This is a genomic window from Haloferula chungangensis (assembly GCF_042664875.1).
Classification (GTDB): domain Bacteria; phylum Verrucomicrobiota; class Verrucomicrobiia; order Verrucomicrobiales; family Akkermansiaceae; genus Haloferula; species Haloferula chungangensis.
Genome location: NZ_JBHTBS010000009.1, coordinates 30,953 through 46,570, shown reverse-complemented (window position 1 = coordinate 46,570; position 15,618 = coordinate 30,953). Strand labels below are relative to the sequence as shown.

The following is a 15,618-nucleotide window of genomic DNA, read 5'->3' as shown; positions in this document are numbered from 1 at the left end:
CCTTCAGATAGGAAGTCGCAGGAACTTCAGATGAAGGCACGAAAAGAATCCACAGCGCGGCATCAGTTTGATGATCTCTCGATTCGATGATAGTGCGAGGATTGATCAGTTATCAGGAACCGACCATCCCCCTTTTGCAGGGTATCCCGAAACTACTGGCCGAACCTCCTTTCGGAATCTTCCCCCACTGTCCTTCCATTTGTCCCAAGACGCATCCTTCAAAGAGAGGGTATCCAAACCCAATGGAAATATATCATCATGATAAGGTCGATTCTTGGAAGGACGACATTTTCGCGTCCTTCAGCAGATCCACCAAACCCATCAAACCCAACCCTATGAATAAGAACCGGACATCAGTGCCGAGCGCTTTCCGAGCGTCATGCGGACAAACCAATCGGCCCACCATTCACGGTTGCCCTCGTGCCCGCGCCGGCTTCACCTTAACGGAGTTGCTTGTGGTGATTGTGATCATCGTCTCACTTGCAGCCCTCCTCTTTCCGCTGGCAAACAGGATCAGGAAAAAGGCGGAGTCCGCCGCATGCATGAGCAATCTCAGGCAATTGACATCGGTCGCCTTCGCCTACGCCTCCGATAACAATGGCGAAATGCCCATGCCCACCGAAGCCGCGGGCATCCTGACATGGCCGGACACGCTGGCCTCTGGGCTCGGCAAGGAACGACCATTCCTCGCGGAGCAAAGCGTGAAGTGCTGTCCAACTCAGTTTAGAATCTTCCCGCAGAGCCGCACCTATGCCATCAACCGACAAATTGATGCGAAACGTCAGGGCGCTACTGCCAATGGTGCCGAGACGCGACCTGCAAAGTTGATCATGTTCAGCCGTCCTGGAGGACGAGGTACCAGTTTGTCGGAGATTCCCTACTTCATGGACGGATCATTCACCAGTAACTGGAAAGTCCATCGCGCCTGGCCGGAGAGTGAGGCGAATGAGAAGAATTTCCCACACGACGGCTACTGCAACATGTCGTTTCTCGACGGACACGCCGAGGCGACACGAGCCGGAGAAGGAATCTGGGCCGAACGATCCAAGTTCAACGATGGATCGCCGACTTTCTGAGGAATCTCCCGGCCTAACACCGCCTCATTCCGGCTGAAGCTCTGACGATTCGAAACGATCCAGCGCGCGATGGACACCACCGCAGCGAGGAAGACGCCTCAGCTCGGTCCACCCTCCAAAAAGGGGGGATACCAATTTCTTGGCAAAGTTAGTCTCGGAGGACCGACGGGCGGCGGTCTTTCCCAGCCCACATGAACCACTCATGAGAAATCCAATCAAGTTCCTGCCAGCCGCTCTTGCGGCGGGCCTTCTATGCCTCAACGCTGCGGCCATTGAAACGTCATCCTTTTGCAAATCCCAATCGCCTGGAAAATATATTCTGGATGCCGAGGAGGGCGAGTGGACCTGGGGCATGGCTCCGATCTACGACGAAGACGGCAAGCTCCACATCTTCAATTCGGTCATCCCAAAGAATGGCAGCTGGATCAAGAACAGCAAAATCGTGCATTGGGTCGCCGACAGCGTCGAAGGTCCCTACAAGCGGCTCGGTGATGTCTTCGCAAGCGACGAAGCGAGCTACCACAACCCCCAGATCTCCAGAATTGATGACACCTACGTGCTCGTCTTCCTGCTGAACCGCCACAGCGATGCCAACGGCTCGAAACAGGAAGTCGGAATCGCCACCGCGAAATCGCCTCACGGCCCGTGGAAGGAGAGCCCGCTCAACCCCGTGATCCCGGCATCTGGAAAATTGGGCAAGCACAACATCGTTCACGCTTCCAACCCAACCCTTGTCCGGACACCGGAGGGCAAGTTCCGGATCTATTACAAGTCCATGACCGACCAATTTCCCATCAAGAAGGGCTTTCGGGAAATCTCATTTGCGGAAAGCGACAAGATCGAAGGCCCCTACCGGAACTACAAGGGGAACCCGGTCATCAGCTATCTCGAAGACGAGGTGGACATCGAGGACCCCTACGCATTTTACTACAATGACCACTATTACATGATCGTCGAGGACCGCCGAGGCGTGAAGGATCTTCTGGAGGGAAACCCCATTCCGCAGGATCAGATCAAAAACGGGGGATTCCGGCCGGGGCTGATCTATCAGTCCAAGGACGGGATCGACTGGGGAAAACCCATGGTCGGCTATCAGACCAATGAAATCTACTTCGGCGACAAACTGGCGCGGAGCGAACGTCCCAGCATCCTCTGGAAAGACGGCATGCCCGAGTATCTCTTCCTTTCCTGCCACGACGACAAGCCATCGGCGGGCTATTACATCAAACTTGAAAGCTGGAAGGGTGAGTAGACGGTATCGCTCACATGCCTCCCCAGCGGAGAAAAAGAACATGAGAACCATTTTTTGCATGATACTCGCAGTGGCGCTGCCTTGCAGCGCCTCTGCCAAGACAATTGAAGGCAGCCGACCTAACATCATTCTGGTCATGACGGACGACCAGGGAATGGGCGACCTTTCCTGCATGGGCAATCAGGTTGTTAGAACACCGGAGATCGACCGCTTTCATGACAAGGCCACACGGTTCACCGACTTTCAGGTCAGCCCAACCTGTGCGCCGACTCGCGCGGCCCTGATGAGCGGACGTGCCCCGTTCAAGAATGGCGTGACCCATACCATCTTCCAGCGTGAACGCATGGCTCTGGACACCTTCACCCTGCCCCTGGCTTTGAAAAGCGCCGGCTATGCGACCGGCATTTTCGGCAAGTGGCATTTGGGTGACGAGGAGGAATACCTCCCCGGAAGCCGCGGCTTTGATGAGGTGCTGATTCACGGTGCAGGCGGCATCGGACAGGTGAACCTCGGAGATTTCCCTCCGAACAAAGAGAACCTCTATTTCGACAACGTCCTGCTTCACAACGACACAATCGTGAAAACCAAGGGCTTCTGCACCGACCTGTTCTTCGATGCCGGCCTGGCCTGGATCAAAAAGCAGAATGCGGCCAAGCAGCCATTTTTCGCCTACATTTCCCTGAACGCGCCGCACGCCCCACTGGTCGCTCCGGAGAAAAACATGAAACGCTTTCTCGATCTTGGCTACGACAAGGGCACCGCCGGGCGATACGGCATGATCGAAAACATCGACGAGAACTTCGGCAGAATGATGAAGAAGCTTTCCGAGTGGAGCGCACTCGACAACACGCTTGTAATCTTCATGACGGACAACGGAGGCACTCACCTCAAGGGCACCCTGAACGGAAAGAAGGTCACGCACTTCAACGCCAAGCTGCGCGGTGGAAAAAACTCGCCATTTGAAGGTGGCACTCACGTCCCCGCCTTCTGGCAGTGGAAAGGCGTGCTGGGCGAGGACATCGATGTCGATTCCCTAACAGCGCATACCGATCTCTACTCGACCTTCTGTGAACTGGCCGGTGTCAAGCTGCCTGAAAAGATGCAGGAGATCGATGGCCGTTCGCTGCTACCCCTACTCAAGGACCCCAAGGCCGAGTGGGCGGATAGGAACCTGTTTTTCCACTGCGGACGCTGGAATCCCGGAAAGCGCGACGACTTCAAATACAAGAAGTGCGCGGTCCGCACCGAACGCTGGCGTTTTGTGAACAATGAAATGCTTCATGATATCTCGAAGGATCCCTCCGAGACCACCGATGTGGCAGCCTCCCATCCCGAAGTCGTCGCGGAACTTCGCAAAGCCTACGATCAATGGTGGAGCTCCGTTCTGCCACTGATGGTGAATGAGGACCTTCCCAAGCTCGATCAGGAGGAGTTTCCACTCAACATCCGCTACCAGAAGCAACTCAAGGAAAAGGGCATCCCGCAATGGGCGCCTGACAAGTTTTAAACACTTCCCACATGACATCGATGAAACCCATCCACCTTTCCCTTCTCGCCCTCCTGGCGGGCACCACCATCGGCCTCGCCCAGAAAAGAAATGTAACTTTCGAACACCGCTTCGACGACAGCCTCAAGCAAACCCCCGACTCGATCGAGCGTCAGGAGAAATGGTTCCGCGACGCCAAGTTCGGCGCCTTCATCCACTTCGGCGTGTATTCAACCCTCGAGGGCGAATACCAAGGCGGCGGCAACGGCTTTCGCTACTCCGAGTGGATCATGGTCTCCGCCGGGATGTCGGTGGCCGAGTATCACGAGGTCGCCAAGGGCTTCAATCCGGCGGAGTTCGACGCCGATGAGTGGGCGAAGACCTTCAAGGATGCCGGGATCAGGTATGTCGTGATCACCTCCAAACACCACGATGGTTTCGCGCTCTTCGATTCGATGGTGAGCGACTACAACATCGTCGACTACACGCCTTTCAAGCGCGACATCATCAAGGAACTGAGCGAGGCCTGCCACAAGCAGGGACTGAAGTTCGGCGTCTACTACTCGCACGCGCAGGACTGGGACGAGCCCGATGCGCCCTACCTGAACAACCGGACCAAGCGAAATGTCCTGCACCCCGATCTGCCTGCCGACTTCGAACCGGACTTCGACCGCTACCTCGCGAAGAAGAGCCTGCCACAGGTCGAGGAGCTGGTGAAAAACTACGAGCTCGACCTGATCTGGTTCGACACTCCGGTCGACATGACCTTCGAACGGGCCAAGCAGTTCGCCGACGTGGTGCGCAAGTATCGTCCCGACTGCCTGATCAACTCGCGCATCATCCACAGCGGCAAGGACAAGATCAACGGTGAGAACCTGTCGCTCTTCGACTATGTGTCGATTGGTGACAAGGAGGTGCCGACCAAAAAGCTGCCGCTCTACGTGGAGTCGCCGGATAGCGTGAGCACCTCCTTCGGCTACAAGACCAAGGGCAATCACCACTACCACACGAACAAGGAGATGATCCAACGTTTCGTGAACACGGTGTGTGCCGGCGGCAATGCGCTGATCAACAACGGCCCGATGGGCAACGGCAAACTCGACCCCAAAGCGGTCGAAATCTATGAGGCGATGGGGAAATGGCTGAAGGCGAATGGCGAATCGATCTATGCGACACGCCGCAACCCGCTGGCATCGCGCCCGGAATGGGGCGACATTTCCGCCAGCAAGGACGGCAAGTCACTCTACCTGCACATCCTCGAATGGCCGGAGTCCGGCAGTCTTTCGCTGGGCGGCCTGCCCGCTCAGGCAAGCTCGGCGACATTCCTCGCGAACGGAGAGAAGGCGGAGATTTCCCAGGAAGGTGCCAACTTGAAGCTCACGCTTCCGGATCAGCCCGTGGATGAATACGACACGGTCGTGAAACTGACATTCACCGAGGCGATCGAGGATAAATGAGCGCAAAGCCCCTGCGATGTCTGGCGCTGGCGTGGCTCCTCAGCGGAGTCACGACCTTCGCCGCAGACCGTCCTAACATCATCTTCATTTTTGGGGATGATTGGGGCTTCGGCGACGTGGGAATTCACGGTAGCAGCTTCTGCAAGACGCCGAACCTCGACCGCATGGCGAAGGAGGGAATCGACTTCGCCGACTTCACCGTCAACAGCCCGGTCTGCTCGCCCAGCCGAACGGCGGTGATGACCGGTCAGTTTCCGGCACGCCACTCGATTCACCAGCATTTCCAGAGCATCAAGGCGCACATCAATCGCGGCATGCCCGACTGGCTCCCGAGCCAGGCGCCGATGCTGCCGCGCATGCTCCAGGAGGCCGGTTACACCACTGGTCATTTCGGTAAATGGCATCTCGGCAGCGTGAAGGATTCACCGACCGAAGACGCTTACGGCTACGACCGCTTCGCGACCTTCAACGGCTCGGGAAAGAACGAGATCTCCAAGGGCGGGCTGTCCTCGGTCGATCACGCGGAGAAGTTCATCCGCGACCTTGTTGGTTCGAATGAAGCTAGACAGCCGTTCTTCGTCAATTTGTGGCTTCACGAGGTCCACACCCCTCACCTTCCGCAGGAGCGCTACATGGAAAAGTTCAAGGACCTCAGTGAGGCCGAAAGGGTCTACGCTGCGGTCATTGCCGAGGGAGATGAAGCGGTCGGGCGCATCCTGAGCCTGTTAGATGAGCTCGGCATCGACGATGAAACGCTGGTCGTATTCTCGACCGACAACGGTCCGGAGCATTCGACCGACGACAAGGGTCACAAGGGACAAGGCATGGGGAAATTCTACTCGGTGGGAGAAACCGGCGGCCTGAAAGGCGAGAAGCGTTCGCTCTTTTCCGGCGGCATCCGTGTGCCCTTCATCGTCCGCTGGCCCGGCGTGGTGCCAAAGGGGAAGGTCGACAAGAACTCGGTCGTCACGGCCGTCGACCTGCTTCCAACCTTTGTCGAGATCGCAGGCGCCAAGCTGCCGGAGGGCTACGAACCCGACGGCGAAAGCGTGCTCGCCGCCTTCAAGGGCGAGGATTTCAAGAGGACCAAGCCCATTTTCTGGGAGTGGCGGGGTGGAGACAATCAGGCTTTCACCTGGCCGTCCCAGGCGCTCAGGGATGGAAAGTGGAAGATGCTCTACAACAAGAAGACCCAGAAGCTCGAACTTTATGACATGGAGAAGGACGGGGCGGAAACCAAAGACCTCGCCGCGGAGCAGCCTGAAACGGTCCAAATGCTGAAAAGGAAGCTCGAAGCCTGGGAAAAGACACTGCCAGCCAGACCATCACCCGACGGGCTCTCGCAACAAAGAACCAAATGAGCGTTTTCTTCGCAATATAGCCGGAATATCCTGCCGTATTCCCCTCCCTCGGCATCCTAACCCTTTATCCCAACCAAAATGACCCGAACCATCGTCGCCGTCGTCACACTGCTTTCCGCGGGATTCGCGGCCGCAGGGAAACCGAACATCATCTTCCTCATGTCCGACGACCAGAGCACCTACACCATGGGATGCTACGGCAATGCGGATGTGAAGACGCCCCACCTCGACCGCCTTGGAGCCGAGGGCATGATCTTTGACAATCACTACGTCACCACCGCGATCTGCATGGCCTCGCGCGCGACCGCCATGACCGGCATGTATGAGTACAAGACCGGCTGCAACTTCGACCACGGCCACATGCTGAAAAAAACCTGGGAGAAATCCTATCCGATGCTGCTGCGCGAAGCCGGTTACCTGACCGCCTTCGCCGGCAAGTTCGGCTTCGATCTGATCGACGAACCCGGCGGCCAAAAGCTCCCCCTCCCCGCCGAGGATTTCGACAAATGGGGCGGCGGTCCCGGGCAGACTTTTTACGAGACGAGGAAAAACAAATCGATGGCGGCCTATGCCAAGGAGTATCCGCACTCGACGCTTTCCTACGGTGCCTTCGGCCGCGACTTCATCTGCGAAGCCGCGAAATCGGAAAAGCCCTTCTGTCTCTCCATCAGCTTCAAGGCACCCCACAAACCGGCCACCCCGGACAAAAAGTTCAACGAGGTCTACAAGGGCAAGACCTTCAAGAAGCCGGAAAACTATGGTCGCGAGAAGGGAGTGCACTTTTCCAAACAGAGCAAGCAGGACCGCCAGTACGACCGCTTCGAGTCATGGAACTACTCGGACAGGTATGACGAGGTCATGGCAACCTACCACCAGCAGATCCACGCAATTGACGTCGCCGTCGGGATGATCCGCGATGCGCTCAAGGAGCAGAAACTCGCTGACAACACCGTGATCATCTACACCTCGGACAACGGCTTCTTCTGTGGCTCGCACGGTTATGGCTCGAAGGTTCTTCCCTACGAGGAGGCGTCGCGGGTGCCGCTCATCATCTTTGATCCCCGCAACCCGAACTCCGGCAGGAAGCTGCGGACCGACGCACTAACAGCCAATATCGATTTCGCGCCAAGCATGCTGAAGCTCGCAGGCTTGCCGGTTCCCGAAAACATGGATGGCCGCGACCTGATGAAGATCTACGATGACCCCAAGGCATCGATTCATGACTCCATCGCCCTGATCAACGTCTGGGGCAAGGCGCCCACCCACGCGATGGCAGTGGTGACGAAGGACAGGAAATACATCCACTGGGGATACGCCGCTCCCGGATTCGAAGTCACCGAGGAACTCTACTTCCTCGGCAAGGATCCGCTCGAGTTGACCAACCAGGCGATCAACCCGGAGTCCGCGCCCGCCATGGAACAGATGCGCAAGATCTACGACACCCATCTCTCACGCTGGAAGAAGGACGCGGTGCCCTACCACAACTATCAGCCCTACGGCACCGTCTTTGATCGCACCGTCGCTTGGGAAGAACGCGCCGCGCAGCTTCCGAAACGAGGCAAGGCAAAGAGCCAGGAATGAACCACGCCAATGAACTTGCTCCCTTTGCTGTTAGGCACCCTCGCAATCGCGACATTCCTCCCGACCGATGCTCGAGCACAGGGCGGAAACAAGGTCGAATGGCAGGGCCAGAGCCTTCTCGATGTTCCCTACAAGAGAGCCGGCGGAAGAGAGATCCGCATGGATATCTATCAGCCGAAGGAAGATCATTCAAAAGCAGCACCCGTCCTCTACTACGTGCACGGCGGCGGATGGGCTGCCGGAAGCAAGGACAAGGGCGGCCTGCCGCTCATGCGTCCCGTCTTTGAAATGGTCGCCAAACAGGGATTCGTCTGCGTGTCGATCAACTACCGCCTTTCGAAAAACAACGGCGTGCTGATGCGCGACTGTGTGACCGATGCGTTCGACGGCCTGCGTTTCCTGACGAAGAATGCCGAACGCTATCAAATCGACGCGCAGCGGATCGTCGTCTGGGGGGATTCCGCAGGCGGACAGATCGCGCAGATGCTGGCGCTCGCAGATCCTGCGAAGTTTCCGGGCGACCCCGCGCTCGCCGGTTTCGATGTCAGACCACTGGCAGGCATCTCCTGGTACGGGCCGACGGACTTCACCGACCTCGAGCTTTTCAAAACCGACGACACCGACAAAAAGGCGGATCGCTTTGGAAACAGGATCGTCGGCCATGCCCGGAGCGTCACTTCGAAGCGCGAAGCCTACGAGGAAATGAGCCCCTATTTCTGGCTCCGCAAGAACAGCCCGCCGCTGCTCCTGCTCCAGGGCGACAAGGACACCACGATTCCCTTCGCCCACGCCCCTCATCTTAAAAAGAAAGCCGACGAGATCGGTGCGGATCTCAGCTTGGTCGTGGTGAAGAACGCCGGACACAACTGGCGCAAGGCCGGGGGGTCACCGGAACCCGGCGTGAAGGAAATCCAGAAGATTACCGCGAACTTTGCCATCGAGCAGGTCCAAGCGAAGCCATCCCGGAAAACCACAGAACCATGACGCGCACCCTCACAACATTCCTTGTCGGGATTTGCCTTTCCCACACGGCGATCGCGGCGGACTACTACATCTCGCCACAAGGCTCCGACGCCTGGTCGGGAACTTTGGCAGAAGCCAATGCGGATCGCACCGATGGTCCCTTCGCCACCCTCAAACGCGCTCGTGATGCGGTCCGCACCTTAAAGACAAGGAAGTCCGGCGAGCTCGTCGTCGAGATTCGGGGAGGCACCTATCAACTCACGGAGACACTCGTTTTCAGCATTGAGGACTCAGGGACGGAGCAAGCCTCCATCACCTACACCGCCTATCCCGGCGAAACTCCGATCTTCACCTCCGGCCGCGAGATCAATGGCTGGCAGAAACCGACCGAAGAGCTTCCCGGTCTTCCGGCGGCGGCGCGGGATCATGTGATGGTGGCGGAGGTGTCCGGAACATTCCGGACGCTCTATGATACGGAGGGCATGCTTCCGCGCGCACGCTCGAAAGGATTCGTGCCCCTCAAAGGAAGCAGCCGCAACCGACTTCGTTTCCCCAAGGGTGCACTCAAGGAGTGGAGCAATGTCGAGGATGTCGAGATCCATGTGCGCCCCCACCACGCCTGGATCCTGAACATCCTGCCACTCCAATCGGTCGATGAAAAGGCCGGGACCGCGACCACCGCCATCGACGCAACCTATGCGATGAATGAGCTCCATTTCCTGAAAGGCACCGAGTCGTGCTGGGTCGAGAACACGCTCGAGGGTCTCGACGAACCCGGCGAGTGGGTGCTCAACAGCAAGGAGGGAAAACTCTATCTCTGGCCACGAAACGACCTGCCGGTGCTGGCTCCGGCATTGACCGAATACTTCCGTGTCGAGGGAAAGGTCGACAAGGAGGGCCCGAAAGACTCGCCGGTTAGAAACCTCCGCTTTCAGGGCCTCACCTTCATGCACGGTGAACGCTACCTGCTCGGGCCGGACGACGCCGGCCTGCAGCACGACTGGGACATGCTCGATAAGGACAACGCGCTTGTTAGATTCCGCGGCACCGAACATTGTGCGATCGAAAAATGCCATTTCCTTCACAGCGGCAGCGGCGCCATCCGTGTCGACCTGCATGGCATGGAGAATCGCATTTCCGGCAACCATATCGAACACATGGGCGGCGCCGGCATCCTGCTCTGCGGCTACGGCCCCGGAACCAAGGACGTGAACCGCAAGAACCTCGTCTCAAACAACCACATCCATCACGTCGGCGAAATCTACTGGCACTCCCCCGGCATCATGCTCTGGCAGAGCGGCGAGAACCGGGTGGCCAACAATCTGGTCCACCACACGCCCTACACCGGCGTGATTCTCTCCGGCTGCATGACCGAGTTCTTCAAGAAGAAGGGCCGTGAACTGGGCCGAACCCTCAGGCATCACGAGATCGGCAATCTCCCCGCCAGGCTCAGCATCGACGACGTGCGCCCCTTCCTGCACACCCACGACAACCTGATCGAGTACAACGAAATCCATCATGCCATGGAAACCATGGGCGATGGCAACGCCGTCTACATTCGTGGCGCCGGCGCGGGCAACGTGATCCGCCGGAACTACATCCATCACCTCGTCGCGCCGATGATCATGCAGTGCGCCGTCCGCACCGACGGCGGCCAGATGGACACGCTCTTCGCCGAGAACCTGATCTACAAATGCACCTCGCAAGGCATGATGCTCAAGCTCAACACGCGCTGCGAAAACAACATCGTCGCCGATATCATCGCCCCGCCGCGAGGCTACTACCTCTCCCTGCGCGAAGGCCCGATGACCGGTGCCACGATCAAGCGCAACATCCTCTACTCCACCAACAAGGAAACCGATTTTATCAACATCCTGCCGGTAAAGGGCGGCCAGGGCGAGGACCGGCGAGGACGCAAAGTGGCGCGAATCGAAGACATCGAGGTCGATCACAACATTTACTTCTGCCCAGCTCGACCCGGCCTGGCCGAGGAGACGCTCAAGAACAACCAAAGCAAAGGCGCAGACACGAACAGTCGCGCGGTCGATCCCCTGTTCGTCGACCCCGAGAACGGCGACTTCCGTTTCAAACCGGACTCCCCTGCCCTGAAAATGGGCATCAAGCCCATCGACTTCTCAAAAATCGGACTTCAGGAATGATGCCTGCCAAAGCCCGCATGAAAGGCCTTCTGATCTGCTCGCTCGTCGCCTCCCTGACAGCTGCACTTTCTCCTGCCAAGGAGATCGAAGCCAGCTGGGAATCCCTTGCGGAGAACTACCAGGTGCCCGACTGGTTCGTCGATGGGAAACTCGGGGTCTGGTTCCACTGGGGGATTCCTTCGGCGGCCGATGAGAACCGCCCCAACGACGGCTCCCACTACGGACGACGGATGTATTCGCCTCCTCCCGAAGGGAAAGCGGACAGAGAGCTCGACATGAGCGAGACGCTCACGAAATGGCACATCGAGCGCTACGGCCCGATCGAGGAATTCGGCTATGAAAAGCTCGTTCCCCTTTTCAAGGGCGAGAAGTGGGACCCGGATGCGCTGGTCAGATTCGTGAAGGAGAAGGGCGCGCGATTCATCATGCCGGTGGCGACCCATCATGATAACTTCGACATGTATGATTCCTCCCATCCGTGGAACTCCCTCAAAATGGGGCCGAAACGAGATACCTTGAAGGAATGGAAAGCCGCCGCCACGAAACACGGACTCAAGTTCGGTGTCTCCACCCACCTATACTGGTCGCCCCGCTTCTTCGCGGACGCCCGGAAATATCAGAAGCCGGGAACTCCGGAGTGGAGCCTCTTCAACATGGATTATGATCCAAGCGGATACGCCAGTCAGGACAGTTGGAACGAGCACTGGTATGCTCGCTGTTGGGAAATCATCGAGAAATACGATCCCGACATGTTCAACAACGACTGCCCTTACCCGAGCGAGCGGACCGGCAAGGGACTCGGCATCAAGTTGTTCACGAATTACATCAAACGTGATCTCGAGGAGAACGATGGCCGGCAAACCGTCGTGCTCTCATGCAAGGACGGCAAAGCCGACCGTCGGGCCTTCACCTACAATCTCGAACGCGGCAGCGCCGGCGAGATCCAACCCGAGCCCTGGATCTGGGCGACCGATCTCTCGGGTGGATGGTTCTATCGCGCCACCGCCGTCAACCGCATGTCGATTCCGGTGATGATCGGAAATGCCATCGACGCGATCAGCAAGAACGGCGTGGTCATGCTCAACATCGCGCTCAAGGGCGACGGCACGATTCCCGACACGCAGGCTGCCTATCTCACAAGCTTCGGAGAGGTTCTAACAACCTGCGGCGAAGGCATCTACGGAACCCGCCCCTGGAAGACCTACGGTGAAGGCCCGCTCAAGATCAAGACCGGCCGTCAGGGCGAGAACAAGCAGACCTATTCCCAGCAGGACATCCGCTTCACCACCAAGGATGACGTGCTTTACGCCTTCGTGCTGGCCAAGCCGAGCGACGACATCGTGATCAAGACCCTCGCCACCGGAGGTCTCTTGGAAAGCGACATCAAGAGCATTTCCCTAATGGGTAGCGATGAGCAGATCCAGTGGGAGCGAAAGGAAGACGGCCTTATCATCCGCCTTCCCAAAACCCTTCCCGACCATGCCGTCACCGGCTTCAGGATCGGCAAGTGATCGATGGCTGCTGGCAATTCGTCGCTTTTCAAGAGGCCGATAGCTCCGGATCACCATCCAACGCAATTCATTGTCACCACTGGCACACAGGGGGAGCCACAGGAGGCACTCATGGCCGTGCCTTTTGCGGATCGCCCCTACCCAGACACCAAAAAGCCCTGCAAGTCGACGACTTGCAGGGCTTTAAAAGTGGTACACCCGAAGGGATTCGAACCCCTGACCTCCTGATTCGTAGTCAGGCGCTCTATCCAGCTGAGCTACGGGTGCTTTGGTGGTGTCGCGCCTCGCGGCGCGGGCGGAGGAAAGCGAAAAATACCCGGGGGTGTCAAGAATTTCAGTGGTCAAATTTTGGATAAATTAACAAGAGCCGCCCATTCTCTACCGATTCAGGCATTTTCAGGTGGACCGAATCTCCAGAAGCTGCGGTCGCGTGGATCTCAAATGGCGGGTCTTTCGGGAAAGGCTTCCTCTCGCACAGGCCCGTAAACCCCGGCCTCCTCCAGGCAGCGGCGCCTCCACTCGGCCTCTTCAGACATGCGTGAATCCCATGCTTCAGGGAATCCCAGCGCTTCGATATCTTCCTCCGCAATGGCGTTCTGATGCGCATTGAAAACCTCAGCAAGCCCTCCACCCACCACCGTTAGATCGAATCCCTCCGGCAGGGGTCGTTGCACTCGCTGGTTGCTTGTCAGGCGGAGCGTTCCGTCTGGGCGCCACGACCGGAAAGTCACCTCGCCGATCACTCCGGAAGTATGGGCCGTGGCCACCCGGACCACAGCTCCTAGCATGGACTGCTTCCCGTCCTCGCTAACATAGGTGAAGCACTGGGTGAGGGTGTCGCCGCTGGGGGCATCGATCCATCCCGCACTCAGGAATTTCCACTCGGAATCCCCTTGGAGCGCCAGCCACTCGTCACGCAGCTTCAGCAACTCGGAATCCCAGTTCTTCTCGTCGAGTTTCGTCGCCTCCGACCAGTGAAAGCGATCCCGCACCAAGCGCTTCGAGCGTGTCAGCTTCATGAGAGCAATGATCAGGACGAGCAACGGACTTTTCCAACTCATCCCGAGCAGATCCCGCAATGGAGCTTGATACCCGCGAAATGCATGGACTTTCCGCATCCGCATGAGCGGTGTCGACTCCATGAGTTCGCGATTCGCCTCGGACTGACGTGAGGCAAGTGCCTGAAGTCCCGTCTTGGGAATTCCTTTCAATGTGAACCATCCATCCCTTTCCCCCGAGCATTCCAATTTGTTCGGCCACTGCCCCATGGCGACGACGCAGATCAGGGACAGGGTCATCACGCAGAATCCAAACAGCCTGATATCCAGCGGACCGATCAACGCGGTGACCAAGCATACTGCGATTCCTGAACAGGCCACCGCGACTCGCAGTCGAAACCTTCCTCGTTTCTTCTTCTCCAATTGCGAGGCGACCGCCCAGCGCAGCCGCGCACTTACCACATGCCCCCGGTGGAAAAATGCCACAATCTTCAGCACCACCATGATCCCGAAGGCGATTGGAAAGGGCGAATAGTCCCATGGACTGCTAGCGAGCAGCGCCCCCAGAACCAAGGGTAGCCAAATCCACTGCAAGCAAATCGCCATTGCCCCCTTGGCCACCGAAAACTCACTTGAGGCCGGTGTTAGAGGGAGGTCATCACGTCCCGTGAAAAGATCGATCTCCGGCAGACGCGCTCCGTCTCGGAACAGCAGCACCGACTCCCTCACCTGCCACAGGCCGGCTTGCACGGTTCCGGGCTCCTGGGATTACGGTGCCGCGTAGGGATTGAAATCTGGCTCGACCACTCCCGTCCTTTCAATCCTCCTCATGCCAATCCGGCAAGCTTTCCCGCGCTTGCTTCCCCAGATCATCCATGTTCGCCTCGACTCATGAAAAAACTGCTGCTGCTACTCGTCGTCCCCCTCCTTTGTCAATGCGGCGGCGGATTTGGCGGAACCAGCGTCAAGGACTCGCCAGCCGTGCTCAATGTTTCCGGCTGGGATCCCAAGGAAGTCCAACGCGGCGGCGACCGATTCTCTCAGCACGACGTCTCCGCGATGCGTCGCAACGGAGCGCTCGGTCTCATCGCCCGCTCCGCCAAAGGCCCGCTCCTCGATGACAAGTTCTCCGACTTCATGGCTTCCGCCAATCGCGAAGGACTGCTTCTCGGCGCCTACCATTTCGTGACCCTCGAACAGCCCGCCAAGCTACAGGCAGAGAATTTCGTCAGCCGCGTCCGCTCCGTCGCCCGCGCCCGAGGAATCACCGGCAGGAAAATCCTGCTCGTCGGTGATTTCGACACCAAGTCATCGCCTGACCGCCTGGTCGACTTCATCACCCGCGTCGAGCAGCTCACCGGCGTCACCCCCGTGACCTACCTCGAGAACAGCGCCGCCCTCCGCACCAGTCTCAACAACGCCAGCCCCTCACAAAAGCGCGTCATGCGTCGCTCCCCCTTCTGGCTTGCCCTTTACGGCCCCGCGGGCACTGAGCGCAGCATGGGCGGCGACCTCACCCCCGACGAACTCACCCGCCAGTATGGCGTCTGGGATGATTGGGCGATGTGGCAATACGGCGGCGTGATCTGGGGAAATGGCCGTTCCCAAGCCAAGCATTACAACACCAGCTCATGGCGCAGCCCCCGCTATTTCGGAAACATGGCCCACCCCATGGAGCGTAACGTCTTCCGGGGAGACCTCCGCGACCTCCAGTCCTTCTGGAACCGACACGGCCTCGCACTCTGAAGGCCTGCGATGTCGGCCACCGATAACG

General features: G+C 58.3%; 11 protein-coding genes and 1 tRNA gene. 10 read left to right on the top strand and 2 right to left on the bottom strand.

Features of this window, described 5'->3' with window-relative positions; all coding sequences use genetic code 11:
* Positions 1–335: 335 nt before the first annotated feature.
* The 9 genes from ACFQY0_RS16055 (at position 336) to ACFQY0_RS16015 (ending at position 12,846) form a co-directional block, all read left to right on the top strand.
* Complete coding sequence (locus ACFQY0_RS16055) at positions 336–1,076, top strand: prepilin-type N-terminal cleavage/methylation domain-containing protein (RefSeq protein ID WP_379714394.1); 741 nt, start codon at positions 336–338, stop codon at positions 1,074–1,076.
* A gap of 202 nt (positions 1,077–1,278) precedes the next feature.
* A complete protein-coding gene (locus ACFQY0_RS16050; RefSeq protein WP_379714391.1) occupies positions 1,279–2,328 on the top strand; it encodes a glycoside hydrolase family protein in 1,050 nt (349 codons plus the stop codon).
* Positions 2,329–2,386: 58 nt separating this feature from the next.
* On the top strand, positions 2,387–3,835 hold the full coding sequence (locus tag ACFQY0_RS16045) for an arylsulfatase (protein ID WP_379714388.1): 1,449 nt from the start codon (positions 2,387–2,389) through the stop codon (positions 3,833–3,835).
* A 20-nt stretch (positions 3,836–3,855) separates the two neighbouring features.
* A complete protein-coding gene (locus tag ACFQY0_RS16040; RefSeq protein WP_379714385.1) occupies positions 3,856–5,271 on the top strand; it encodes an alpha-L-fucosidase in 1,416 nt (471 codons plus the stop codon).
* A complete protein-coding gene (locus ACFQY0_RS16035; RefSeq protein ID WP_379714382.1) occupies positions 5,268–6,632 on the top strand; it encodes a sulfatase family protein in 1,365 nt (454 codons plus the stop codon). Before ACFQY0_RS16040 ends, ACFQY0_RS16035 begins: the two co-directional genes overlap by 4 nt.
* 78 nt (positions 6,633–6,710) lie before the next feature.
* Positions 6,711–8,213, top strand: coding sequence for a sulfatase family protein (locus ACFQY0_RS16030; protein WP_379714379.1), 1,503 nt, complete (start codon positions 6,711–6,713; stop codon positions 8,211–8,213).
* A 9-nt stretch (positions 8,214–8,222) separates the two neighbouring features.
* Positions 8,223–9,197 (top strand): prolyl oligopeptidase family serine peptidase, encoded by a 975-nt coding sequence (locus tag ACFQY0_RS16025; RefSeq protein ID WP_379714376.1) that lies wholly within the window; start codon positions 8,223–8,225, stop codon positions 9,195–9,197.
* Complete coding sequence (locus ACFQY0_RS16020; protein ID WP_379714373.1) at positions 9,194–11,335, top strand: right-handed parallel beta-helix repeat-containing protein; 2,142 nt, start codon at positions 9,194–9,196, stop codon at positions 11,333–11,335. Before ACFQY0_RS16025 ends, ACFQY0_RS16020 begins: the two co-directional genes overlap by 4 nt.
* A gap of 17 nt (positions 11,336–11,352) precedes the next feature.
* Positions 11,353–12,846, top strand: a complete 1,494-nt coding sequence (locus ACFQY0_RS16015; protein WP_379714370.1) for an alpha-L-fucosidase — start codon at positions 11,353–11,355, stop codon at positions 12,844–12,846.
* A 190-nt stretch (positions 12,847–13,036) separates the two neighbouring features.
* Here the strand turns inward: ACFQY0_RS16015 and ACFQY0_RS16010 are convergent.
* Together ACFQY0_RS16010 and ACFQY0_RS16005 are read right to left on the bottom strand one after the other, a co-directional pair.
* A tRNA-Arg gene (locus ACFQY0_RS16010) sits at positions 13,037–13,113 on the bottom strand.
* Between the two features lie 170 nt (positions 13,114–13,283).
* Positions 13,284–14,594: a hypothetical protein gene (locus tag ACFQY0_RS16005; protein WP_379714367.1), complete on the bottom strand. Its 1,311-nt coding sequence runs from the start codon at positions 14,592–14,594 to the stop codon at positions 13,284–13,286.
* Positions 14,595–14,735: 141 nt separating this feature from the next.
* Between ACFQY0_RS16005 and ACFQY0_RS16000 the strand changes: the two genes are divergently transcribed.
* Positions 14,736–15,590, top strand: coding sequence for a GH25 family lysozyme (locus ACFQY0_RS16000; protein ID WP_379714364.1), 855 nt, complete (start codon positions 14,736–14,738; stop codon positions 15,588–15,590).
* The last annotated feature ends 28 nt before the right edge of the window (positions 15,591–15,618 follow it).

Coding starts and splice junctions, on each gene's coding strand:
- ACFQY0_RS16000 (WP_379714364.1), top strand. CDS start 14,736: ATGAAAAAACTGCTGCTGCTACTCGTCGTCCCCCTCCTTTGTCAATGC.
- ACFQY0_RS16030 (WP_379714379.1), top strand. CDS start 6,711: ATGACCCGAACCATCGTCGCCGTCGTCACACTGCTTTCCGCGGGATTC.
- ACFQY0_RS16025 (WP_379714376.1), top strand. CDS start 8,223: ATGAACTTGCTCCCTTTGCTGTTAGGCACCCTCGCAATCGCGACATTC.
- ACFQY0_RS16055 (WP_379714394.1), top strand. CDS start 336: ATGAATAAGAACCGGACATCAGTGCCGAGCGCTTTCCGAGCGTCATGC.
- ACFQY0_RS16015 (WP_379714370.1), top strand. CDS start 11,353: ATGAAAGGCCTTCTGATCTGCTCGCTCGTCGCCTCCCTGACAGCTGCA.
- ACFQY0_RS16035 (WP_379714382.1), top strand. CDS start 5,268: ATGAGCGCAAAGCCCCTGCGATGTCTGGCGCTGGCGTGGCTCCTCAGC.
- ACFQY0_RS16045 (WP_379714388.1), top strand. CDS start 2,387: ATGATACTCGCAGTGGCGCTGCCTTGCAGCGCCTCTGCCAAGACAATT.
- ACFQY0_RS16050 (WP_379714391.1), top strand. CDS start 1,279: ATGAGAAATCCAATCAAGTTCCTGCCAGCCGCTCTTGCGGCGGGCCTT.
- ACFQY0_RS16040 (WP_379714385.1), top strand. CDS start 3,856: ATGAAACCCATCCACCTTTCCCTTCTCGCCCTCCTGGCGGGCACCACC.
- ACFQY0_RS16020 (WP_379714373.1), top strand. CDS start 9,194: ATGACGCGCACCCTCACAACATTCCTTGTCGGGATTTGCCTTTCCCAC.